This window comes from Nitrosomonas sp. TNE100, from assembly GCF_055387135.1.
This window is the reverse complement of the sequence record NZ_AP040997.1, coordinates 2,123,120-2,147,141: the sequence shown is the minus strand read 5'-3', so window position 1 is coordinate 2,147,141 and position 24,022 is coordinate 2,123,120. Positions and strand designations below refer to the sequence as shown.

At 46.6% G+C, this 24,022-nt stretch carries 23 protein-coding genes; 10 read left to right on the top strand and 13 right to left on the bottom strand.

Annotated features, from left to right (window positions below; translation table 11 throughout):
* Positions 1 to 324 precede the first annotated feature (324 nt).
* Positions 325 to 1,065, top strand: a complete 741-nt coding sequence (locus ACZ5EJ_RS10245; RefSeq protein WP_074456212.1) for a Dph6-related ATP pyrophosphatase — start codon at positions 325 to 327, stop codon at positions 1,063 to 1,065.
* Positions 1,066 to 1,093: 28 nt separating this feature from the next.
* Complete coding sequence (locus ACZ5EJ_RS10240) at positions 1,094 to 1,435, top strand: putative signal transducing protein (RefSeq protein WP_074456211.1); 342 nt, start codon at positions 1,094 to 1,096, stop codon at positions 1,433 to 1,435.
* Between the two features lie 286 nt (positions 1,436 to 1,721).
* On the opposite strand, the gene ACZ5EJ_RS10235 is transcribed toward ACZ5EJ_RS10240, so the two are convergent.
* The 10 genes from ACZ5EJ_RS10235 to rpmH all read right to left on the bottom strand — a co-directional run bounded on the left by ACZ5EJ_RS10235 (position 1,722) and on the right by rpmH (position 15,174).
* Positions 1,722 to 4,916, bottom strand: coding sequence for a multidrug efflux RND transporter permease subunit (locus ACZ5EJ_RS10235; protein WP_011635179.1), 3,195 nt, complete (start codon positions 4,914 to 4,916; stop codon positions 1,722 to 1,724).
* A 17-nt stretch (positions 4,917 to 4,933) separates the two neighbouring features.
* Positions 4,934 to 6,139: an efflux RND transporter periplasmic adaptor subunit gene (locus ACZ5EJ_RS10230; protein ID WP_074455933.1), complete on the bottom strand. Its 1,206-nt coding sequence runs from the start codon at positions 6,137 to 6,139 to the stop codon at positions 4,934 to 4,936.
* Positions 6,140 to 6,227: 88 nt separating this feature from the next.
* The gene (locus tag ACZ5EJ_RS10225; RefSeq protein ID WP_082211270.1) at positions 6,228 to 7,775 is read right to left on the bottom strand and encodes an efflux transporter outer membrane subunit; all 1,548 of its coding nucleotides are present in this window, start codon (positions 7,773 to 7,775) and stop codon (positions 6,228 to 6,230) included.
* Between the two features lie 415 nt (positions 7,776 to 8,190).
* Positions 8,191 to 10,308 carry a polyribonucleotide nucleotidyltransferase gene (gene pnp / locus ACZ5EJ_RS10220; RefSeq protein WP_074455932.1) on the bottom strand — a complete coding sequence of 706 codons (2,118 nt, stop codon included), beginning with the start codon at positions 10,306 to 10,308 and terminating at the stop codon, positions 8,191 to 8,193.
* 178 nt (positions 10,309 to 10,486) lie between these two features.
* A complete protein-coding gene (gene rpsO, locus ACZ5EJ_RS10215; RefSeq protein ID WP_074455931.1) occupies positions 10,487 to 10,756 on the bottom strand; it encodes a 30S ribosomal protein S15 in 270 nt (89 codons plus the stop codon).
* A gap of 290 nt (positions 10,757 to 11,046) precedes the next feature.
* Positions 11,047 to 12,426, bottom strand: a complete 1,380-nt coding sequence (gene mnmE, locus ACZ5EJ_RS10210; protein ID WP_074455930.1) for a tRNA uridine-5-carboxymethylaminomethyl(34) synthesis GTPase MnmE — start codon at positions 12,424 to 12,426, stop codon at positions 11,047 to 11,049.
* Positions 12,427 to 12,472: 46 nt separating this feature from the next.
* Positions 12,473 to 14,341 carry a membrane protein insertase YidC gene (gene yidC, locus ACZ5EJ_RS10205; protein ID WP_074455929.1) on the bottom strand — a complete coding sequence of 623 codons (1,869 nt, stop codon included), beginning with the start codon at positions 14,339 to 14,341 and terminating at the stop codon, positions 12,473 to 12,475.
* Positions 14,342 to 14,431: 90 nt separating this feature from the next.
* Complete coding sequence (gene yidD / locus ACZ5EJ_RS10200) at positions 14,432 to 14,641, bottom strand: membrane protein insertion efficiency factor YidD (RefSeq protein ID WP_011635172.1); 210 nt, start codon at positions 14,639 to 14,641, stop codon at positions 14,432 to 14,434.
* Complete coding sequence (gene rnpA, locus ACZ5EJ_RS10195) at positions 14,638 to 15,003, bottom strand: ribonuclease P protein component (RefSeq protein WP_074455928.1); 366 nt, start codon at positions 15,001 to 15,003, stop codon at positions 14,638 to 14,640. The genes yidD and rnpA overlap by 4 nt, the downstream gene beginning before the upstream one ends.
* 36 nt (positions 15,004 to 15,039) lie before the next feature.
* Positions 15,040 to 15,174, bottom strand: a complete 135-nt coding sequence (rpmH, locus tag ACZ5EJ_RS10190) for a 50S ribosomal protein L34 (protein ID WP_011635170.1) — start codon at positions 15,172 to 15,174, stop codon at positions 15,040 to 15,042.
* 335 nt (positions 15,175 to 15,509) lie between these two features.
* Between rpmH and ACZ5EJ_RS10185 the strand changes: the two genes are divergently transcribed.
* The 8 genes from ACZ5EJ_RS10185 to zwf all read left to right on the top strand — a co-directional run bounded on the left by ACZ5EJ_RS10185 (position 15,510) and on the right by zwf (position 21,695).
* Positions 15,510 to 15,974, top strand: coding sequence for a DUF5658 family protein (locus ACZ5EJ_RS10185; protein ID WP_074455927.1), 465 nt, complete (start codon positions 15,510 to 15,512; stop codon positions 15,972 to 15,974).
* A 9-nt stretch (positions 15,975 to 15,983) separates the two neighbouring features.
* Positions 15,984 to 16,199 (top strand): DUF2905 domain-containing protein, encoded by a 216-nt coding sequence (locus ACZ5EJ_RS10180; protein WP_011635168.1) that lies wholly within the window; start codon positions 15,984 to 15,986, stop codon positions 16,197 to 16,199.
* 79 nt (positions 16,200 to 16,278) lie between these two features.
* Complete coding sequence (gene proC / locus ACZ5EJ_RS10175; RefSeq protein ID WP_011635167.1) at positions 16,279 to 17,091, top strand: pyrroline-5-carboxylate reductase; 813 nt, start codon at positions 16,279 to 16,281, stop codon at positions 17,089 to 17,091.
* A gap of 72 nt (positions 17,092 to 17,163) precedes the next feature.
* Positions 17,164 to 17,724, top strand: coding sequence for a YggT family protein (locus tag ACZ5EJ_RS10170; RefSeq protein ID WP_074455926.1), 561 nt, complete (start codon positions 17,164 to 17,166; stop codon positions 17,722 to 17,724).
* Positions 17,724 to 18,023 (top strand): DUF167 domain-containing protein, encoded by a 300-nt coding sequence (locus tag ACZ5EJ_RS10165; RefSeq protein WP_074455925.1) that lies wholly within the window; start codon positions 17,724 to 17,726, stop codon positions 18,021 to 18,023. The genes ACZ5EJ_RS10170 and ACZ5EJ_RS10165 overlap by 1 nt, the downstream gene beginning before the upstream one ends.
* Before the next feature lie 117 nt (positions 18,024 to 18,140).
* Positions 18,141 to 19,223: an ADP-ribosylglycohydrolase family protein gene (locus tag ACZ5EJ_RS10160; RefSeq protein WP_074455924.1), complete on the top strand. Its 1,083-nt coding sequence runs from the start codon at positions 18,141 to 18,143 to the stop codon at positions 19,221 to 19,223.
* Positions 19,224 to 19,292: 69 nt separating this feature from the next.
* Positions 19,293 to 20,201 carry a phosphogluconate dehydrogenase (NAD(+)-dependent, decarboxylating) gene (gene gnd, locus ACZ5EJ_RS10155; RefSeq protein WP_074455923.1) on the top strand — a complete coding sequence of 303 codons (909 nt, stop codon included), beginning with the start codon at positions 19,293 to 19,295 and terminating at the stop codon, positions 20,199 to 20,201.
* An 18-nt stretch (positions 20,202 to 20,219) separates the two neighbouring features.
* Positions 20,220 to 21,695 (top strand): glucose-6-phosphate dehydrogenase, encoded by a 1,476-nt coding sequence (gene zwf / locus ACZ5EJ_RS10150; protein WP_074455942.1) that lies wholly within the window; start codon positions 20,220 to 20,222, stop codon positions 21,693 to 21,695.
* Between the two features lie 197 nt (positions 21,696 to 21,892).
* On the opposite strand, the gene ACZ5EJ_RS10145 is transcribed toward zwf, so the two are convergent.
* From ACZ5EJ_RS10145 to trmL, 3 genes are all read right to left on the bottom strand, one after another.
* On the bottom strand, positions 21,893 to 22,729 hold the full coding sequence (locus ACZ5EJ_RS10145) for an FkbM family methyltransferase (RefSeq protein ID WP_074455922.1): 837 nt from the start codon (positions 22,727 to 22,729) through the stop codon (positions 21,893 to 21,895).
* Positions 22,730 to 22,914: 185 nt separating this feature from the next.
* Positions 22,915 to 23,445 (bottom strand): DUF488 domain-containing protein, encoded by a 531-nt coding sequence (locus ACZ5EJ_RS10140; protein WP_074455921.1) that lies wholly within the window; start codon positions 23,443 to 23,445, stop codon positions 22,915 to 22,917.
* Between the two features lie 91 nt (positions 23,446 to 23,536).
* Positions 23,537 to 24,001 (bottom strand): tRNA (uridine(34)/cytosine(34)/5-carboxymethylaminomethyluridine(34)-2'-O)-methyltransferase TrmL, encoded by a 465-nt coding sequence (gene trmL / locus ACZ5EJ_RS10135; RefSeq protein ID WP_074455920.1) that lies wholly within the window; start codon positions 23,999 to 24,001, stop codon positions 23,537 to 23,539.
* Between the last annotated feature and the right edge of the window lie 21 nt (positions 24,002 to 24,022).

The following is a 24,022-nucleotide window of genomic DNA, read 5'->3' as shown; positions in this document are numbered from 1 at the left end:
ATTCCGTTTGAGTCCTGGGACACATTATCTGATTTGGCGTTGTTGTCTATCAAGCATGATCAAGAAGAAGGTAAAAACTTCTGAGACTGGGTTGTGTTCAAGCTGAATGATCAACTTTTTGTGCTGGATTCGGCCAGTTATCTGTCTTCCAATATCCGCCAGGATTTCGATACGATGCAACCCAAATGGTTTATCGAGGTCAAGAATGCATAACGATTCAATCCGGCCGGTGCCCGCAAGCGGCTGGCATAATGTCATCCAACTACGCGAGTTGTGCCGATTATATCTTGAGTGTTAGCACCTGAAACGATAGGGCATTGGTCAATGAAGCAACGTGTCTTTCTCTCCTGGAGTACCGGTAAGGACAGTGCCTGGTCGTTGCATGTACTGCGGCAAGATCCGGAGGTAGAGGTTATCGGCCTCCTGACGACCGTTAATACTACATACGAGCGGGTTGCAATGCACTCAACTCGGCTCGCGCTCGCCGAGGCGCAAGCTCGTGCGGTTGAACTTCCACTGCATATCATTCCGTTGCCGTGGCCGTGTTCCAATGAAGTGTATGAGCGCAAGATGCACGACGCTGTCAAAAGTGTTGTTGAGAGCGGCGCAACGCATATCGCCTTTGGTGATCTGTTTCTGGCAGATATTCGTGCGTACCGCGTCAAGCAGCTCGAAGGCTCTGGTCTTCAACCATTGTTTCCTATCTGGCATCAACCCACCGATTCCCTGGCGCATCGTATGATTGATGCCGAGGTCGTCGCTGTGGTGACGTGCGTTGATCCGAAGCAACTTTCACCATCATTCGTTGGCCGGATATTCGATCATACCTTTCTGAACGATTTGCCGGAGGGTGTTGATCCATGTGGCGAAAACGGAGAGTTTCACACGTGCGTCCTTGCAGGGCCGATGTTCCAGGAGTCACTCTGTGCAAGCGTCGGCGACGTAGTAGAGCGTGATGGATTCTATTTTGCCGATCTTATACCGGATGGTGCAATCGGTTACGCTCCGGCAGCTAACAACGTAATCCAGCCGATGCCCGCCCATTACACGGGTTTACGCCGATGATTTTGGGCGTTGGATAACAATTTGTCGCATGAAAAAACTTTATACAGCCAATAATTTGCTGGAGGCGCACATTATCCAAGATTTTCTGGCTAATGCTTATATTCCATCCAGATTGTTCAATGAGTATGCGCAGGGAGGGGTAGGAGAAATTCCGTTTACCCATGCTTATCCGGAAGTTTGGGTAGTACGTGATCTTGACTATGATCGCGGGCGAGCGATTGTTGCGGCCTATGAACAGGCCCCACAAGTAACTGATAGCGTTTTCTGCTCGCAGTGTGGTGAGGAAAATCCGAGTAATTTTCAACTATGTTGGCAATGTGGTGCCGGGCTGGAGGTTGTCAAGGAAGGGCTCTCACCTCCTGACGCCTGAAAATCACTTTGATGGATACCACTACATACCGCTAAGGTTGTGATCAAGCCGTTGTGATCAAGCCATTATTTTGCATCCATTATCCATGAGAATCGTGAGTAATGGATTTGTCTGTAAATAAATATTATAAGTCTTTCAATTTTTTATCAAGCGTTAGGGCATGCCGGTGGATCCATTCCAACAGCATTATTGTAGGTTCCTCTTTATCCCGGTTTTGGGTATCAGTATTGTTTTCAGCTCCTCGTGCAGCGAGATAATTCTTACGCAGGTTTGGGATGGATAGCTATCAGTTATCATTAGTATTTTTCTGGTTATCAGTGAGGGTTGTCTGATTCCCAGTTTCAACCTGTACAACTTCAGGAATGGGGCGTCTGGTTCGATGTGTGATTTTTCCGATTAATACGAAAAAGAGTGGCACGAAAAATATAGCGAGGAAAGTGGCTGCCAACATGCCTCCTAGTACAGTTGTACCAATAGCGATACGACTGGCGGCCCCTGCGCCGGATGAGATCACAAGTGGGGATACCCCCATGATAAAGGCCATGGAGGTCATGATGATCGGGCGGAAGCGAACCCGGGCTGCTTCCAGAGCGGCTTCGGTCAGTGATGCACCGTTGGCATACAGATCATTGGCGAACTCTACAATAAGGATAGCGTTTTTGGCAGATAATCCGATCAGGGTAATTAACCCGACCTGAAAGTAAATATCATCAGTCAGTCCGCGCGTCCAGATGGCTAGCAATGCTCCTAATATACCGAAAGGCACTGCCAGAATCACAGCAAACGGAATAGACCAGCTTTCATACAGGGCTGCCAACACCAGAAATACCATAAGCAGGGCAAAGGAAAGTATCCATATTTTTTGTCCGCTGGCTGCCTTCTTTTCCTGATAAGTAATTCCGCTCCAGTCGATGGTATAGCCCTTGGGCACCAGTACTTCATTGGCCACTTCTTGCAGTGCATCCAGAGCCTGTCCGGAACTATAGCCTGGCGCTGCACTGCCTAGCACGAGTGCGGAGTTGAATCCGTTGAAATGGGTAACTGGATCCGGACCACTGTTGAACTCGGCGGTCACTATAGAATCAAGTGGAATCATTGTGCTAGTTGTTCCCGATTGAGCGCGGACGTAAATATTGCTGATATCGTTCGGGCTGGATCGATACTCAGGCGGTGCTTCGGTTTGTACCCGGTAGACGCGGCCAAACTTGATAAAGTCATTCACATACAAGTTGCCAAAATATGCTTGCATCGTATCGAAGACATCAGATATGGGTACGCCTAAAGCTTTGGCGCGCTCGCGATCTACATGGGCATATAGCCTGGGAGCGCTGACACGAAAATTGGTGCCGGCCATTCCTATAGCCGGGTGTTCCATGGCTTTGTTTACGAATACCTGTGTTGTTTCGGCAAACTCTGAAAAATCTCCTCCACTTGGATCCTGCAATTGGATTGAGAAGCCGCCGGTAGCACCTAGTCCACGGATTGAAGGTGCGTTAAAGGCAAGCACTAATGCTTCAGGAATTTTTGCAAATTCACCAAAGGCGTTGGCAATCAGGCTTTGAACTTGCTCATCGGAATTTTTTCGAGTATCCCAGTGATGCAACGGCACGAACATCGTAGCGTGATTCGGACCACGGCTGCTGAAGACAAAGTTCATACCAGCCATTGCATCAGTTGAATGAACAGCTGGATTTGACAGAAAATAATTCTCTATTTTTTCCAGAACCTTCTTGGTACGGGAAATGGAAGCGCCATCTGGCAGCTGTACTATCGTAATAAAATAGCCCTGATCTTCTTCTGGAAGGAAGCCTCCCGGCACTGTTTTGAATAAACTGACAGCAAAAAATATTGCTATTAAAAAAACGAAGATTGATAGTACCGACTTTTTTATGATTGTGCCGGCCATACTGACGTAACGAGTCTGCGCCCAATCAAACGTTCGGTTGAAAATTTTCCAGAATCTATTAGGAGAATCATGGCCGGGTTTGAGTACCAAGGCGCATAAGGCAGGGCTCAGTGTCAGTGCGACGAATCCGGAAATCATGACTGACAATGCAATGGTGATGGCAAATTGTTTGTACAGTTCGCCGGTGATACCTCCCAGAAATGCGACGGGCAAGAATACCGAAGCAAGCACCAAAACAATAGCAATCAGTGCTCCGAATAACTCCTGCATGGCTTTTATTGCAGCATTCTTGGGCGTGAGACCATTGGTTATATGGCGCTCGACGTTTTCTACCACAACAATCGCATCATCCACCACGATACCGATGGAAAGCACCATGCCAAACAGGGTGAGCGTATTGACCGAGAATCCCAACGCCTCCATTCCGATAAATGTACCAATAAGGGAAATAGGTGCAGCAATAGCCGGTATCAGCGTGGCACGCCAGCTTTGTAAAAAGATGAAAACAACCAGTACAACCAGCAGCAAGGCTTCTGCCAGGGTTTTTACAACTTCATAGATAGAAACTTCAATGAATGTAGTGGTGTCGTAAGGAACATCATAGGATGCACCGGGAGGAAAGTCTTTAGCAAGTCGATCCATTTCATTACGGATACGCTGTGCTGTTTCAAGTGCGTTGGCACCAGGCGAGAGATAAGTCAGCAGGAAAGTATTTGGCCGCCCGTTCTGTCGGGCTTGCAGATCATAGGATTGTGCTCCCAACTCTACTTGTGCGACGTCTTTCAATCGCACCATAGAGCCATCCGGGTAAGCCCGGATGATCATATCTTCAAATTCTTTTACCTCGCTCATCCGTCCTTTGGTCATAACGGGAATAGTGAGCTCGGTTTCATTGATTACAGGTTCACGGCCGATCCGACCTGCAGGAAAATCACGATTCTGTTCACGAACGGCAGCGACGATATCACTCGGCGTGAAATTAAGTTGTGCCATCCGGATAGGATCGAGAATCAGCCGCATGGAGTAATTTTGACCACCGAAGATTGAAGCATCTCCAACACCGGGAAGTCGTTTGATATTATCGAGTACCCTGAGCAGAGCATAATTCGACAGAAATATGGTGTCGTGAGCGGGGTCAGTAGAGCTCAGTGCAACTACCAGCAATAGATCAGGTGAGGTTTTCTTGACCGTTATACCTTGCCGGATAACTTCATCAGGCAGTTGCGGTTCGGCCAGTTTTTGCCGATTTTGAGTTTGTACTTGTGCAATATCGACATCCGTTCCGATTTCGAACGTGAGCCTCATTGTCATGTGGCCATCATTTGTGCTGGTGGATTCGTAATACAGAAGATTATCGATACCAGGAAGCTGCACTTCTATCGGGCGCGCAACGGCTTCCGCCACTACATCCGCACTGGCACCGGGATAATCCGCATCAATTTGTACGACAGGTGGCGTAATCTCAGGAAATTGGGCGATCGGGAGATCTCTTAAGGAAACCAGGCCGACAATAACAATGATGATGGATAGTACCGATGCAAAAATCGGTCGTTCAATAAAAAAACGAGAATTCATGGCACGCCTTACGCGGTTTATTCTGGATGGTTGCTTGAGGAAGTCTGGCTTTCTTCTCTCTGGTAGGGAACAGGGTTTACTTGGATTCCCGGATGGATTCTGTGAATCCCTTCTACAACCACTTGTTCTCCCGTGCGCAGGCCGCTTTCAATCAGCCATTCACTGCCGCGCCATGCGCTGGCCAGTACCGGGCGGAGTTCAACCTTTCCTTCATTGATGATATAAACGAACGAGCCGCTTGGTCGTTGTTGCACGGCACGCTGAGGAATCAGAATGGCATCTGCTCTGCTGTAACCTTTAATACGAACTTTAACAAACTGGCCTGGATAGAAATGAGCTTCTCCGGGAGCATTCTTACTAGCAGGGTTGGGAAACGCGAAGCGTCCTAGCAGCATGCCAGTTTCGGGTCGTATTACAATATCTTGAAAATCCAGTAGCCCTTCTTCCGGATAAATACTGCCATCAGAGAAAGTCATTACACCGCGCAACTGGAAAATACTTTCAGGTCTTTCAAGTTTGTGCTCGGAAAGTTCGCGGCGAAGGCGCAGCAAATAACTTTCCGGAACATTTACGTTGACATACATGGGGTCTAGCTGATCAATGGTGGTCAGTAGATCGGTTTGGGCTTCGATCAGACGCCCCTCGTAAAATTGACTGCGGTTGATCCGGCCTTCTACCGGAGCGGTGATGAGCGTGTTATCCAGGTCAAATTTGGCCTTGATTACGTCGTTCTGTGCCGTATCCAGAGTTGCTTTTGCACTACGTACTTCTGCGATAGCATCGTCAACATCTTTTTGGCTGACTGCTTTTTGTTTCAGCAGGGGTTGCACCCGGGCAAGATCCTTGTTGGCTTGCTCCAATCGGGCACGTGCCTGGGCAACCATTGCTTTGCTACCCAGATAGGCTGCTTTGAAGGGTGTTGGATCAATCAAGTACAGCTTGTCACCTTTTCTGATATTTCGGCCTTCGATAAAGAATATCTTTTTGATAACGCCATTTACCTGTGAACGAATTTCAACCGGCCGGAAAGATTCGGTTTGGCCAATGAATTCAGGTTCTTCCGCAATTGTACGAGTGGTGACAGTGATGACTTCAACCTGCGGAGCAGGAGGAGGAGAATCAGTGGATGATTTTGAGCAACCGGCCAGAAGAGCAAGGAGCAACAAGAAACTTGTTATAACCGCATTGGCTTGCGTGGTTGTTTGACGAAGCGTTTGATACATAATGTTATTCTCGATAGCTCTGAAGAAATAATCAAAAGATATTCTTAAGTTGGGATAAAAGTCATGAAAGTACTATTTATAGTTTATTTCAGTTGTTGCGCAGCAGCCCGGTTGATATTGGCAGTGGTACATCGGTACCATCAGCGAGCCAGCCTCCACCCAGTGCTTTGTAAAGTTGGACGACAGAAACTAGATGTAAATGGCGAGCGATCACAAGTGCAGATTCGGCATCAAATAATTTTCGCTTTGTAAGCAACACATCAACGTAGCTTGTAATTCCGCCCTGATAGCGCAAATTTGCTATCTGTAAAGCCGAACTTAATGCTTCAACCTGTTTCTGTTTGGCTTTGTACTGATCATTTGCTGTTCGAATGGCTGCTAGTGCATCTTCAACTTCCTTGAACGCTACCAGGATGGTTTGTTCGTACTGTGCCAATGCCTGTTTTGCCTGTGCTTCTGCAGCACGTTGTTCGTATCCGAGTGTTTGTGCATTTAGCAGTGGTCCCGCAAGCCCGAATCCAGCAGCGCCAAATTTACTGTCAGAATCCAGCAGACTTGCCAGTGCCGGGCTGGAAAATCCAAAAAATCCTGTCAGCGTTATTCTGGGAAAGCGCGTGGCCTTGGCGACTCCGATTCTAGCAATTGCTGCTTTCAGCGTTTGTTCTGCCTGTAAAATATCAGGGCGCCGTTGCAGTAATTCAGAAGGCAGGCCGGGTGGAATATCGGGAGGGGTGGATTGTCCGCTCAGTGAGTATCCTCGTGCTACCGGCGCGGGGGTTCTGCCCGCCAGCACGCTAAGCTCATTTTCTTTTTGTGCAATCTGTCTTTCCAGCTCTGCCACCTGGGCAGCAGCTGCAGCACGCTCTGCTTCAAACTGATCCAGATCAAGCCGGGTAGTCAATCCACCTTCCAGTTGCGCACTGGAGATGGCGACAGATTCTTCCCATGAAGTTAATGCGTGATGGGCAATTTTTAGTTGCGTATCAAATTGCAAAAGATCGAAATAGGATTGTGCTACTGAGCTTACTAACGTCAGAACAACGGCTCGACGATTTTCTTCGCGTGCCAGCAGATCTGCCCGAGCGGCCTCATTGGAGCGGCGGATTCTGCCCCAGATATCCAATTCCCAGTTCAAAATGGTTTGTCCGAAATAGTTATAGGGTGTCGGAAATCCTTTGCGGCTGAATCCTCCTAAGGTTTCTATCGGCGCATTCCCATCGATGGTAATGTTCGGAATGAAGTCCATCTGTGTAATACCCAAGCGCGCCTGAAGTTCTTCAACACTAGCTGCTGCTTGCTTGAGATCCTTGTTTTCGGTCAAGGCTTGATCAATCAGCAATTGCAGCTTTTCATCCCGGAGCAGCTCCCACCAAGGAAGATTGGCAATGGACCGCCCCTCTGTTTGAGACAGACGAAATTTTTCTGTGGTATCGATCTGAGGGCGTGAATAGTCAGGGCCCATGGCGCAAGATGTTATTAACAAGCTCGAACATAACAGCAGAACAGGTGTTTGACGACGATTTGGCCTGGTTGAAATAGCCCTTCTATTTTTAAAATAGGATATTGCAGTTAGCCGAGGCAGTATAGATGTAACGATTCCGAGTATCTGGAGATGGAAATTTAAGTGTGGCGACATGCCATTACCTTTTTAAACCTTGAATGTATAAAAATTTATTATGCCTTGATTTTTTACGCTTGGCTAAAATACAACAGGATTGTGAACAAACAAACCTGTTGAAGATATGGCTGATGCTTACTTTTGTATGGTACCACTTGCATGGTCGATAAAATTGATAACAAGATAAATATTCATACCTTATTCTTGTGATATGACCAGATAGAACCTGATGTATCTTTTATTCGGATGCATGCAGCGGGAGCTGTTGCAAGCCTTCTTCCGCATTGGTACGGTACAAGCCAACCAAATTAATGAATTAAAAAATGGGGAAAATTTCTCCGGAGGTGCTATTTCTTGATTGAAATAAGCATGGTCTCCGGAGAACATTACGAAGTGGAGACAGATTGTGATTTATTAAACGGATAACACCAGCTTATTTTTCACCGTTTTCAGGAGTGGCTGCTGCTTCTGTGCTGGCTGCCTTCATGCTGAGTCGTAACCGACCTTTATCGTCTGCTTCCAGTACTTTGACCCGAATAATCTGGCCTTCCTTGAGGTGGTCAGCAACGCTTTCGACTCGTTCATTGGCAATTTGCGAGATATGGAGCAGACCATCTTTTCCAGGAAGAATGCTGACAATAGCACCGAAATCAAGCAATTTGAGTACTGTTCCCTCATAAATCTTGCCAACCTCAACATCTGCAGTAATATTTTCGATACGTCTTTTCGCCTGTTCCCCACCTTCATTGCTGATGCTGGCAATTGTCACAGAACCATCATCGGAGATATCGATAGTGGTTCCGGTTTCCTCGGTCAGTGCGCGAATAACTGCCCCGCCTTTACCGATCACATCACGTATTTTTTCAGGATTAATTTTGAATTTGATAATACGTGGTGCGTGAACCGATACGCTATCTCTTGCTATTGGGAGAGATTGTTTCATGATATCCAGAATATGGAGTCGCCCTTCTTTTGCTTGAAGTAAGGCTACCTGCATGATTTCTTTCGTGATTCCCTGGATTTTTATATCCATTTGTAATGCAGTGATACCCTCTTCAGTCCCTGCGACCTTAAAATCCATATCGCCCAGATGATCTTCATCACCAAGGATATCAGTCAGTACGGCAAATCGATTGCCTTCCTTGATCAGCCCCATAGCAATACCAGCGACATGAGCTTTCAGGGGAGCTCCTGCATCCATCAGTGCAAGACAACCTCCGCAGACAGAAGCCATCGAACTTGAACCATTTGATTCCGTAACTTCAGAGACTACCCGCATCGCATAGCCGAATTCTTCTACTGGCGGCAGGACAGCAAGCAGAGCACGCTTGGCCAATCGTCCGTGGCCAATTTCACGCCGCTTGGGTGATCCCACTCTTCCGGTTTCACCCGTGGCAAAAGGAGGCATGTTGTAATGCAGCATGAAACGTTCGGAATAATCCCCTTGGAGTGCATCAATTTTCTGCTCATCTCGGGCAGTTCCCAGTGTGGTCACTACCAAAGCCTGCGTCTCACCTCGTGTGAACAGTGCTGAACCATGAGTACGTGGTAATACGCCATGGCGAATGGTAATTGGTCTAACTGTACGTGTTCCGCGGCCGTCAATGCGGGATTCACCATCAAGGATGCTGTTACGCACAATTTTGGCTTCAAGCGCAAAACCGATTTCCTTGATCGTTTGCTCACTGGGGCCTTCCTCAGTACCTGCTTTCAATTCGGTAAATACACGTTGCCAGATTTCACTAATTGCTTCTGTTCTGACCGATTTTTGTTTCAGCCGGAATGCATCGCGCAAATCCGCTTCAGCCAGTTGAGTAATTTTTTCAATCAGTGAATGATCTTTTTCTGCCGGTTGCCAATCCCATGCGGTTACACCAGTCTCATCAGCCAGTTCATTGATCATGTTGATCACCTGCTGCATTTGATCATGGCCATAGGTTACTGCTCCGAGCATGACATCTTCGGAGAGTTCATTAGCTTCTGACTCAACCATCAGCACAGCTTTTTGGGTGCCTGCCACTACGAGATTGAGCTGCGATTTATTGAGCTGGGTAGTGGTCGGATTAAGGACATATTCGTTGTCAATATAACCTACGCGTGCTGCACCGATAGGCCCATCAAATGGGATACCGGAGAGTATCAGTGCCGCAGATGCGCCAATCGTTGCAGGAATGTCAGCGTCGATTTCAGCATCTGATGACAATACCATTGCGATGACTTGTACTTCATTGTAAAAACCATCGGGGAAGAGCGGACGTATCGGCCGATCAATCAGCCGGGATGTTAGTATTTCCTTTTCAGAAGGACGACCTTCACGTTTAAAGAAGCTTCCTGGAATGCGCCCGGCGGAATAAAATTTTTCCTGATAGTCAACTGTGAGCGGGAAAAAATCCTGTCCGGGTTTGGTTTTTTTATCTCCTACTACTGTAACCAGCACAACCGTGTCATCCATGGAAACCATGACAGCACCATGTGCCTGTTTCGCAATTTCTCCAGTTTCAATGGTGAGCGTATGGCGTCCGTAAGTTATGCTTTTTTTTATCGGTTTCAATTAATAATCCTTCTTTGATCAAATCATGCCCAAGATCGACTGCGCAATTATATTTAAGTGCAAATCGATCAGGGTTATTCAGGTTAGAGTGCAGACGACTGACCAGATTCATCTGCAGCTTTGCAATCATCTGCGATAATTTGTGGAGTGCAGTACGATTAACTACCACATGATTTTTTTATTTTCTTAAACCCAGGCGTTCGATCAGGATCCGGTAATTGTCACTATTTTTGGATTTCAGATAATCCAATAGTTTGCGTCGCCGACTAACCATACGCAACAGGCCGCGACGGGAGTGGTGATCTTTGACATGTTCCTTGAAATGATCAATCAGGCTATTGATTCGCGTTGTCAATATAGCCACCTGTACCTCTGGCGAACCGGTGTCTCCTGCTACTCTCTGATAATCCAGTATAACCTGGCTTTTTTGATCGGTTGTTACAGCCATTTACTTTCTCCTGCTTGTAATTAATCCATATACTTAACCAGTCGCAATTTTACTCTTTAATAAATAGCTTGCCAAATAAAATCAAGGTATTGGAAGCAATTGTGCTTTATTACCCACCAGATTTCTATCTCTATTAAGAATATCCTGAACCCATACTCGTTTGCCACTGACAAGTCACAATTTATTGAATTTTCGTAGAAGCATGTATTGCAGTTTTTTATCCAGTTGATCGCACTCTACTTGGAAAGGAAAGCAGTTATTTATCCGAGGCGTGACAGCTAAAAACACTTTTATTTTCCAATACAGAAATTGGAAAAAATTTCACCCAGTAGATCATCGCTTGTGAATTCGCCAGTAATAGATGACAGGGCTTGTTGCGCAAGGCGAAGTTCTTCAGCAAGTATTTCTAACTGATCTGCAGTGTGCAACCAGGTTTCTGCTCTTTTCAGTAATTCTTTTGCATGCAGCAATGCTTGCAAATGCCGCTGGCGAGCCATGTAAGCACCTTCTCCAGCAATGTTGGTCTGCCAGCCAACAGTTTTAAGCAGTACTGTTCGTAGCAGCTCTATGCCTTCACCGCTTTTTACTGAAAGATAGATAGCTGTTCCTGAAGTATCTTCTTCTATGCGAGAGAGCTGTCCGGATAAATCAATTTTGTTGTGTACAGTCAATACTGGCAGTTCTTTCGGCAAACGAGCCAGTACAGAGTGATCTTCCTTGGTCACGCCATAGCGGCCGTCAACCAATAGTAATACCAGATCGGCCTGTTCAATTGCAGCGTAGGCACGGGCAATCCCATGTTGTTCAACGATATCGCTGGTTTCTCTCAATCCTGCGGTGTCAATCAAATGCAGTGGTATTCCTTCAATTTCGATCGATTGCCGAATGGTATCCCTTGTTGTACCGGGTATCTCGGTGACGATAGCTATCTCGTCTCCAGCAAGTCGATTCAGTAAGCTGGATTTGCCCACATTGGGCTGGCCTGTCAGTACGACTTTGATCCCTTCCTGTAATAAATTTCCCCGACGGGATGCGGACAATACTTGTTCCAGTTTTGTCTGGATTGAAGCCAGCTGTTCCACGGCATGGGCAGACTGAAGAAAATCAATCTCTTCTTCCGGGAAATCGAGCGTTGCTTCGACCAGCACACGCAAATCAATCAGCGCGCTTACAAGCTGATGAATCGCCGATGAGAATTCCCCATGTAATGAGCGCACTGCACAACGTGCGGCATTGGCAGTGCTGGCTTCTATCAGGTCGGCTACTCCTTCAGCTTGTGCAAGATCAAGTTTTTCGTTGAGAAAAGCGCGCAGTGTAAATTCACCCGGTTCCGCTAGGCGAGCACCCAGTTGAAGGCAGCGGGTCAACAGCAGGTTCATAACAGCGGGGCCGCCATGTCCGTGCAGCTCCAGTACGTCTTCTCCGGTATAGGAGTTGGGGGAAGGGAAATACAGCACGATTCCCTGATCAATAACTTGATTGTTTTGATCAAGAAAGTTGAATAAACCGGCGTGACGTGGATCAGGAAGCTTGCCCAGGATTGTCTGGGCAAGCTGTTCTAGATTTGTCCCTGAAATCCGGACTATTCCAATGCCGCCACGGCCAGGTGGTGTGGCGATTGCTGCAATGGTGTCATTATTCTTCACCAAGGAGGTGGCAGGGCGTTGCATACCTTCTTTATCAAAAGGGACACAGAGCAGTTGAAGTTATAAATATTTATTTCTTTCTCGTTCTTTTGTGCATTCTTCTCGGAATGTTAACAGGTTTTTTAGGACTATCAGCCGGACCACTGGCAGGTGCTTCTGTATTTTCTGAATCGTTAATAACCTGGTTACTGACGGGTAGTTCAGGAGCATCTTTACTAGCGGGTGATTCAGGAGCGTCTTGACTGGGGGCAGTCCCGTACATTTTTGTAATCTTCCATTGCTGCGCGATTGACAGAATATTATTGACCAGGGAATAAAGAACAAGACCGGCCGGGAAGAAGAAGAAAATGGCACTGAAGGCAACAGGCATAATTTGCATTATTTTTGCCTGGATTGGATCTGTTGGAGTCGGATTAAGCCTGGTCTGTATAAACATGGAAATGCCCAGCAGAACCGGCAGCAGGTATTTGGGATCTGGAGAAGATAAATCAGTGATCCACAGTGCGAAAGGAGCGTAACGCAGTTCTACTGCTGCAAGTATTGTCCAGTACAGCGCAATAAAAACCGGGATTTGCACCAGTATGGGAAAACACCCCCCCATTGGGTTGATTTTTTCTGTTTTATAAAAATCCATCATCGCCTGATGCATGCGCTGCCGATCACCCTTGTATTGATCCTGAATACGCTTCAACTTGGGCGTTACCAAGCGTAATTTTGCCATGGATCGGTAGCCGGCCGCAGATAGCGGGAAGAACAGCAGCTTGACGGTTATGGTCAGAAGGATAATTGCTATTCCCCAGTTTCCTGTCCACGAATGGTAGAAAGAAAGTAAACGGAATAATGGCTTGGCGATCATGGTCAGCCAGCCGTAATCAACAGTAAGCTCCAGCCCCGGAGCTAGTTCAGCAAGCCTATCTTGCTCTTCCGGACCTGCATAAAGTGGCATGGTGGTTGTAACAGTTTCACCAGCAGTGATAACTCCGGCCGGAACAATTACCCCGGCTGTATAGAGATTATCGCTTTGTCGCTTGGCAAAATATTCGCGTGGTGTTTGTTGTGGCGGCAACCAGGCAGTCAGGAAATAGTGTTCCAGCATGGCGATCCAGCCATTGTTCGCATTGGCCGGATAATCTGTCTTGCCTTTGTCCAGGTCATCAAACGGAATTTTCTGATATTTCTCTTCGTCAGTGTAAACAGCAGCCCCCAGAAAACTGCGAATCATCATGGTGTGTGCTGGTGGCGGAGTGTCGTCACGCAACATCTGGAAATAAGCAAACGGACGGATTGTGGTATCGCTCTTGTTTGCTATCTCGAAGCCGATGTCAATTACGTAACTGTCGCGGTGAAAGGTATAGGTTTTTATAACCTGAACTCCCTGAGTTTCAGGTGCCAGCAGGCGGATGACAACTTTATCCTCGCCGGCAGTCAGTTCGTAGTTGCGTATGCCTGATTCCACCTGATAAACCGTTTTATGGTTAGGCAATCCCTCGCCTACCAGACCGGATTGTGCGACATAGGTACGCGAAGCTTCGCTATGCAATAGAGAGTAAGGTACGTTCTCGTCTTCAGGAGAAGGTTGTTGCAGTAGTTCCAGTCGCCGTAAATCGCCTCCCATCGTGTCGATTTCTGCAATGACCTTGTCGGTGACGACACGTATTTGCTCGCCTGAAGGCAACAGGCGTGGGGTAACCGAATCAGCTGTATCTCCACTTGAAGGTATCCCGTTCAGATCCGATCCTGTTTGTGATGCTGTGAGTTCACTGCCTGGAATAGGAAGGCCGTCGTTATTTTTTGACTGTGTGACTCCGGCTGCGGAATTAGCCTGAGCTACAACGGAGGGAGGGGCGTTGAACTTTTCCTGTTCTTTTACCCATGCATCCCATAAAAACAGTAGCGATGTCGAAAAAATGATAAGCAGTACGATTTTTTTATTGTCCATTTTTTGAAGCTCGGGGATGCGGAAAAGTTTTAGTAAAAACGCTTTAAGAATATGATAGATAAGTTGGTTATTATGGGCATATTGGCTGTTTTATGGGATAGGGTCATAGCCGCCCGGATTCCAGGGGTGGCAGCGGAGTATCCGCCTTGTACCCAGCCATAATCCTTTTATCAAGCCATGTTTTGTCAACGCTTCCCGCATATAATTCGAGCAGGTTGGGTAAAATCTGCAGGAAGGTGGAATCAGGAGGCCGATGCTGTATTGGTAGAGTTTAATAAGGCCAATGATCAGTTGCTTCATAATTGCCTGGCTGCTTTATGTAACAGCGTTACGGCTTCCTGATAGATGCGCGCAGAATCTGACGGTTCCACAGAACGCCGTAGCTGCATAACGCAATCCATACCTTGAACCACCTGTCTGTGCTTGCGAAATGCCTCTCTGATCAATCGTTTGATGCGGTTTCTTCTGACAGCTTTCCGCTCGATCTTTTTGGCTACGATTAAGCCGATGCGCGCATAACCATCGTTGATCGGCTTCAGCTTTATATGCAATCGCAAAGAAAGGCTTTCGAACACAGTCCGATGTCTCAGTACAGCGCGAAATTCATCAGCTTTTCGCAGTCTGCACGATTTGGGTAACGAGAGAACATGCTTGGTTGTCAAAAAACAGCTCGGGCAGTAAACCTGGATTTGCCCATGCTATACACTGAGCCTGACCCGTCCCTTTGCCCGGCGTGCACGAATAACAGCTCTGCCACCACGTGTCTTCATGCGAGCACGGAATCCATGAGTACGTTTTTTGCTGATAACGGATGGTTGATAGGTACGTTTCATTTTATAAAATGCCTATTTTTGCTATAAAAATACGAAGAGAAGTCGGAAAATCGCTCAAATTAATGATAAAAATATTGCCCACCTACTCCTTTCAGGGCCGAATAGTATATCTTAATCTGGCAGGTTTTCGCCACACGTGTTTTTAGTAGGACGTTATGAAAACGAAACATAAATGGTACAACTCGACTTTTGTCCGTTGTCGGATTGCAGGTAACAGATTTTAGTAATATTGCGTGACTGGGCCGGCACCTTTACACTTTATTTTCGTGTAAATGAGGTAAGGTATCGGGTAAATTTTCGGGAAGCTGATCGGGTTATAGGTATGAGGGAAGATAATGACGACGAATCAATTAGTAATAGATCAGCGGCAGTGGGAAAGGCGGGCTGAGATTTCGTTTGTGTGTCCCTATCAGTTGGGAATCAAACAGGGCAGGCGAGTTGCACAGCGGCGCTCCAATCGTGGCGCGGTTTATGTTGATCAATACGGATGGCGTCTTGTAGTCTGTGTTCTTGCCATCGTGTTATTCAGTGCGACAGATGCCTTTTTGACGATAAATATATTGTCTGGAGGTGGTACAGAACTTAACTATTTTATGGCGATCCTGATTGAGGAAGGCATGCAGAAATTTGTTTTCACTAAACTAGCGCTTACCTCTCTGGCGGTGATTATGTTGACCATACACCATGAAGTACGGCTTTGTGCTGGAATTCGCTGTCGCCACCTTCTTTATATATTTTTATCGGGTTATGCTTGTTTGATTAGTTATGAGTTAATGTTATTGCAGTTTATTGGTATGTGACCTTTTTATATGGAACCGATTGTACGATGGCTCATGGTTGCCGGTATCGTTTTGCTTGTTATCGGGGCAGTATTACATCTGGCACCCTGGTTATTTAATTGGTTTGGAAAGCTGCCGGGAGATATCCATATTGAAACTCGACACAGTAAAGTATTCATACCCATTACTTCTATGCTGATTGTTAGTATCGTTTTGAGTGTGATTATCAATCTGTTCAAGAAATAAGTATTTTTGTAAATATGCCATCTGCCAGGGTTTGGCTAATCTTATCGGTGCTGTACATTTAGATAAATCAGGGTTATTCATGAATATTGCCTTTATTGGTGGAGGGAATATGGCTGGCGCCATGATCGGCGGTCTGATCCGTCATGGACATACGCCATCACAGATCAGTGTTGTAGAGATCGATGCGCAGCAGCAACAGCGACTTGTCAAGGAATATGGCATGACAGTAACTGCATCCATAGCTGATGGAATTCGGGGCAGCGAGATCGTTGTTCTGGCTGTAAAGCCACAACAACTACATGCTGCAGTAAGCGAATCAGCACAACTTTTTCAAGGTAAGCTTGTTATTTCGATTGCAGCAGGTGTTCGTGCAGACGATCTGAGCCAGTGGCTAAACCGGCATGAGTTTATTATTCGTGCTATGCCTAACACACCGGCTTTAATTGGAAAGGGGGTAACAGGCTTATACGCTCTGCCTCGTGTGGATACCCGGCAGAAGGAACAAGCAACGAGGATTCTGGCGGGAATCGGAACTATCGTCTGGGTAGATGAAGAAGCTCAGCTGGATGCTGTAACAGCTTTGTCAGGATGTGGCCCGGCGTATGTCTTCTATTTTCTGGAGGCGATGCAGCAGGCTGGGGCAGAGCTAGGTTTGACAGCTGATACCGCGAAACAGTTGGCAATGCAAACATTCCTGGGGGCGACATACCTTGCTGTGCAAAGTGATGACACGCTTGCAACCCTGAGAACACGTGTAACTTCGAAGGGGGGGGTGACCGAACAAGCGTTACTCAGTATGGAACAGTCCGATATCAGGGGTGCATTTATTCGCGCCATGCATATTGCCAATGATCGTTCCCGGGAAATGGGAGAAATGTTTAGACATACGTAATATTTGAGGTGCTCTTCAGTCTGTATCCAGATAATGGGGTAGAAACAATCATAACTTTCAACGGAAAAAACCATGCCCAATCAAATAATAATATTTTTGCTGGACACAGTTCTTGGCCTGTTTTCTCTGGCGTTATTACTGCGGTTCTATGTGCAGTGGTCACGCATTCCTTATTTTCATCCGGTTTCAAGATTTCTGGTCATTGTGACAGATTTTATTGTACGGCCAGCACGCCGAGTGATTCCCAGCTGGCGGGGGCTTGATCTCTCCACCTTTGTACTGGCCTGGTTAGCTCAATTTATTATTTTGATCAGTATCAATCTGTTGGCAGACTCTGGCGCGAGTGTCAGTATATTCGCATTTATCTTACTGGCATTCATCAAGCTGGCCAGCATGACGCTTAATATTCTGTTTATCACGATCATTGCGCAGGCCCTATTATCCTGGATTAATCCGCACAGCCCGTTGGCGCCCGTGCTGGAAAGTTTTACCGGGCCTGTTCTGGAACCGTTGCGCCGGTTTATTCCTCCCATAGCCAATTTTGACCTTTCTCCATTATTTGCCTTGATTCTGCTGCAGGTGCTGATGATGGTTGTGGAGAACTTACAGCGTCAGATTGTGCATGCGTTTTGATGGACTGGTATTGTCTTGATCGCGATCACAATCTGATACTGAAGCTCTATATCCAGCCGGGTGCCAGGCAGACTGAAGCAATCGGTGTGCATGGCGAGGAGCTGAAAATAAAACTGGCGGCTCCCCCAGTGGATGGCAAAGCCAATCGTGCTTTAGCAGTATTTTTGGCAAAACGCTTCAATGTCCCCCTGAAGCGCATCACCCTGAAACGGGGTGCGCAATCCCGGCATAAAGTCGTCGAGATCTACCAGCCGGTCAATGGCCCCGAAGTATTGTTCAACGAAATAAGAGCCGAATAACCCGCAGTTGTACCCAATGTTTGTTTTGTTGGGCGTAACATAGTGTTTTCAAGTGAAGCCGGCCTGAATTTCGAGTTTGCAGAATTTATTTCTTCAGGATATGAAACAGGAGGTTTTATGTCAGACAAAAATATACAGGATCGTGCCGCCGGAGCCATTATGGGTGCGTTCATCGGGGATGCATTGGGGCTGGGGCCGCATTGGTACTATGATCTCTCCGAGTTGCGTCGTGATTATGGTGACTGGATTGCCGACTATGCTGATCCCAAACCAAATCGCTACCATGCCGGATTAAAAGCAGGGCAGCTATCGCAGGCGGGTTTCATCCTGAAGCTAATGGTTCAGTCGCTGGTCGAGCGGGGTGGTTACGAGGCAGAGGATTTTTGCCGCCGTATGGATGAAACACTTTTTCCATTGCTTGACGGTACGCCTGTCAATGGCCCGGGTGGTTACACCAGCCAATCAATCCGTGAAACCTGGCGGCGACGCGTACAGCAAAAGCTGCATTGGGGGCAGACCGGAGGTCATGCCGATACCACCGAGGCAGCAGAGCGTACGCTGGCCATTGCTGTTCGTTATGCGTTCCGACCAGACAAACTCGCAGTAGCCATTACAGACAATACGACACTGACCCAGTCTGATGAGATGGTGGCGGCGATGACTGTAGCTTACGGTGCTGTGCTGGGACTGTTGATTCAGGGGCATGCGCTGGATACCAGCTTATCTGGAAAGCTTATGAATCTCGTGAAGAGTGGTGCGCTGCCATTTCACGCCGTGACGGGGGACAATCTGCAGCCACCACGCCCTGGTGATCCGGATCCACCACGTGCTGGGCGTTTTGCTTCTCCAGATGCATTGCTTACGCCTTCTTATATGGCTGCGGCGGCAGTGGATCCTGATATTCGGATTGAGCCAGCCTGGAAGGTATCCATTGTGTATGGCATGCCGTGTGCAATTTATCACTTACTACCTGCCGCTTATTATCTGGCTGCCCGGTTTCATGATGATTTTGAATCGGCTGTTTTACATGCAATTAATGGTGGTGGGCAAAATTTGTCGCGCGCCATATTGACCGGGGCACTCGTAGGCGCGCAAACCGGCTTGTCCGGTATCCCACAACGTTTGCTGGATGGACTCGACGATTCAGTAACACTTGGTAAATTAGCAATGGAACTTGCAGCTATGGTGGGTTCAGCCTGAGACTGGTGTTCTTGATTCCGTATCTGATAGGCCAGTATTCCTGATTGTATCTGCTCAAAGGAGAAAAATATGGAATTCGGTATAGTGGGTTTAGGGCGAATGGGTGGCAACATGGCACGCCGTCTCGCCGAGAAAGATAAAAAAATTGCAATAACGAATCGCAGCTTTAATGTAACCGAAGCATTGGCCAGAGACACGGGACACACGGCGTGCAAAAGTTATGCTGACCTGGTTGCTTCACTTGAAAAGCCCCGCATCATCTGGCTAATGCTGCCAGCGGGCGAAGTAACTGAAACAGCACTTTCTGCATTGTTGCCGTTGCTATCGGCAGGTGATCTGATTGTGGATGGTGCCAATACGCACTGGCAAGATGATATTCCCCGTGCAGCACGTTGTGCAGAGCAAGGTATTGAATTTGCTGATGCGGGGGTTTCTGGGGGGGTATGGGGGCTGGAAAACGGCTATTGCATCATGTTTGGTGGATCAAATGCCGCCGCGGCACGCCTGAAACCCTATATGGAAGCATTGGCGCCAACCCCGATGACCGGCTGGCTACATACTGGGCCGGTTGGATCGGGGCATTACGTGAAGATGGTACATAATGGAATCGAATACGGCATGATGCAAGCCTTGGCCGAAGGGTTTGCGCTGATGAAGGACAAACCTGGATTTGATCTTGACCTTGCTGCAATCGCCGAATTGTGGCGGCATGGCAGCGTGGTGCGTTCGTGGCTACTTGATTTGTCTGCGGACTTCTTGGCGGAAGATCAGGCGCTTAATGATATTGCTCCTTTCGTGGCGGATTCCGGTGAAGGGCGTTGGACGACACTTGCTTCCCTGGAGCAAGGAATTCCTGTGCCCGTGATCACGCTTGCACTGATGATGCGTTTTGCCTCACAGGGGAAAAATGATTATGCCGCTAAAATGCTAGCAAAAATGCGTCATGGCTTTGGCGGCCATGCTGTTAAAAAGGACTAAATAATGGGTGGTGCAAAAATGGATCAATCCCAAAATTTACCTTGCTCGTTTGTTATTTTTGGAGCAACAGGGGATCTTGCCGCACATAAATTGTTACCAGCCTTGTTTGATCTGGAGCATGCCGGTCGCTTGGCTGATAACCTTTCCATCATTGCTATTTCACGGCGGGAATGGACAACGGACGATTGGCTTGAATACGTACGTTCGATACTAAAAAACAAACTTGATCAGCCGTCTTGCCAAGCGTTACTGGAACGTTTTCTGGCGCGCTTTCGTTACTTGCGAGGGGATCTTAAAGAGGTAGATTCCTATCACGCACTTGCTGCGGACATAGCACCTGGATCAGCCTGTTCTCGCACAGTGTTTTATCTGGCAATCCGTCCAGCTGATTTTGTAACGGTAATTAAAAATCTCAAAGTTGCTGGTTTGAATGAGCCACGCGGTATGAACCGGGTGGTCATCGAAAAACCATTTGGGGAAGATCTGGAATCGGCACAAGTGCTTAACCGTGTATTACACCAGTATTTTGATGAAGAACAGATTTATCGTATTGATCATTTTCTGGGTAAGGAAACAGTACAAAATCTGCTGGTTTTCCGGTTTGCCAATACAATAATCGAGCCATTGTGGAATCGCAATTTTATTGACCATGTACAAATTACGGTTGCAGAGTCAATCGGTATTGAAAAACGCGCAGGCTATTATGATCGCGCAGGAGCATTGCGTGATATGTTGCAGAATCATCTCATGCAACTGTTAACTGTGGTAGCGATGGAACCTCCACCTGCTCTGGAAGCGGATGCGTTGCGTGATGAAAAAGTCAAGGTGTTGCGTTCGATTCGCCCGATTGCTAAACGCGCAGTGCATGCACATGCAGTACGCGCACAATATACACATGGCAATATTGACGGGCAGCCGGTGGTGGGTTACCAACAGGAAGAAAACGTTGAGTCAGATTCAATTACTGAAACTTTTGCTGCAGCTAAATTCTATATTGATAATTGGCGTTGGCGCGGTGTTCCGTTTTATCTGCGAACGGGAAAACGTATGCCCAGGCGGCATTCAATGATTGCGATTCGTTTCAAACACCCTCCGCAGCAACTTTTTCGTGAAACACCACTGGAGTCAATCGACCCTAACTGGGTATTGTTGTCGATTCAACCGGAAGAATCCATGCATATGGAAATTCACGTTAAACAACCGGGCTTGGATATGAATACCCGCGTAATACAAATGAATGCAAGTTTCCTCAGGACGGATGAGCAAACGCTGGGTGCTTATGAAACCTTGCTGCTGGATGTAATTGAAGGCGATCGTTCATTGTTTATTCGCTTTGATGAGGCTGAATGGGCGTGGCGAGTCATTGATCCAATCTTGAAATTCTGGACGGTTGAGCGTGAATATATCTCAACTTATCCTGCCGGCAGCTGGGGGCCGGCTGAAGCCAACCGATTGTTTGACAGTGATGATCAGGTTTGGCGTAATGAGCTTTAACCTGATCATTTTTTATGCGCTATCGTGTATGGATTGTGAATAAAGATGCTCTGCTGAAGCTGGTTCAGATTCGGTTACCTGATTGACTGGCATTCAATGTTTTTAGTGGTTGTATCCAGACAAAGTGACAGAATAGATAGACTACAATAATATTTTTAGTCCGTAACTTAAACCTACCGACTTTAACCGGTGGGTATTTAGTTTCCAAAATCGCGAAAACAGAAAATGGTTTCTCCAGAAATAAGGTAGTCAAATGGATATTGGCTTACACATGAAAAAAATGATCTGCTTGTTCCTGCCCAAGGCATTAGCCAATCATCCAGTTCAAGCATAATAAGGTGAGTATTACTGACCCAACTGGTATTATTTTTGAATAGATTACTTTGAGCTCCCTCAATATCCACCTTAACAATAAATGGGGTACTAGTTCCGGCTAAAGTGCAGATTTCATCAATTGTATAAGTGCGAATTATTTCTTTTGAGTTATCGATAGTAGTCGTAGTTGCAACACGGAAACTTGCTGATCCTGATGCTGGATTAATAATATGTAAGTTAGCATTTTCGTGCCAAATTCCCCCTCGTAACGCGACTACACGGCCTTCCAGAGAAGCTATATTTAGCTTAAGCATCATGAAATTATTTTCATCAGGCTCGATTGCATATATAGTGGCTTTTGGAAATAATTTTGCCAGAAATAATGCTGATAAGCCAATATTTGCACCACAATCAATAATTAATGGCTTATAACCTTTCTTAACGTATTCTTGATATGTGGACATTAACCGGTTGCTTTGCGGAAATCGCAACATATTATATTGACGCTGAACGATGCATTGCCAGAAAATTGAATAATCACTAGTTGTTTTCCGTAAATATATTGGTTCCGGATAACCCGGTACAGTATATTTTTTGGTTATTGTAGATGTTTTGAAAATGGTACCTTCAATCAAGAGTAGTAAACGAAAACCATGGAATAATCCAAATGACTTGATATAGTTTGGTAGCTTTGAGATTAACTTGTAAAGAAGATTCATTTTCTGTTTTTTGGTTAAGTTTATAAGGGTTTCTAGCGTTATCAGTATGATTGAAGAAAATGCTGTAAATGAAGTGTGTGCATAAATACTTATTTGATAATTCTATTAGATTGTCATAATGATGACAGCTTTATCCGACTTGTTCCTGGAAAGGGGCGCATTTTTGTAGGTGATCTTGTCAATAGTTATAACGGGTAAATGATAGTGTGGTCAGCCTGAATTTGCGCACCTTCAGTTAGGTGTGCCGCTTCTACGCGATTGTGTCCCATCAGATGAAAGACAATTTCGCCATGTGCGAGTAAGTAATCCGAAACGATACGTCGGTGACAACGCCACCAAACAGCTTCCGCGCACATCATTACACAACGATGCGTGCGCCCCAGTTCAATCAGTCTGTTTAATCCTTCCTGGAAAGCAACTGAAAGTGTGTAATCAGCATAATTATGAAAACTCTGGTTCACCCAGAAGTCGTTTGTATCTGGCAATACAGTCTTGGATTTACCGCGCAATCCTCCCAGCTGCGTGATGTATTCATAGCCGATTCCAAATACTGCCAGCCTGCCAGGTAATGTGTCCTGGTTGTATTGCGGATTGGTTCGTGATCGTGGCACAGTGCGTATATCCGCAACCAGTTCTATTTGTACCGTACGCAGTAGATTAACGAATTCTTCCAATGTACGGGTTGAATGTCCGATGGTGTAAAAGGGGAGATTCATTTTCCTGTCCTGTTTGTACTGCTTCGCAGTAAGGAGACATTCCCATAGTGCCTGATATGAGGACGGTGAACAACCAGATGAATATTACACCCTAGACACCACCATCAAAACCAGTTTGTCGCCAGGCTTCGTAAATAATAACCGCTGCTGAATTGGAGAGATTCAGGCTGCGAGAAGAAGGAACCATAGGAATACGGATACGGCGATCCTGAGAGAAATCTTCCAGTACTTCAACAGGCAGCCCACGAGTTTCAGAGCCAAACAAAAAGACATCATCAGTCGTATAATCTACTTTATCGTAGTGCTTTGTTGCCTTGGTGGTGACAGCAAAAATCCGGCATCCATCCATGAGGCTCAGGCAGGATGTCAGATCTTCATGCACGGTGAGGCGCGCCCATTCGTGATAATCCAGTCCGGCACGCTTCAGTTGCCGATCACTTAAATTGAATCCCAGTGGTTTGATCAGATGCAGCTGTGTGCTGGTGTTGGCACAGAGGCGGATGATATTGCCGGTATTTGGCGGGATTTCCGGCTGATGGAGGATTACCTGTAGCATGTTGATCAGTTTGTCAGATTG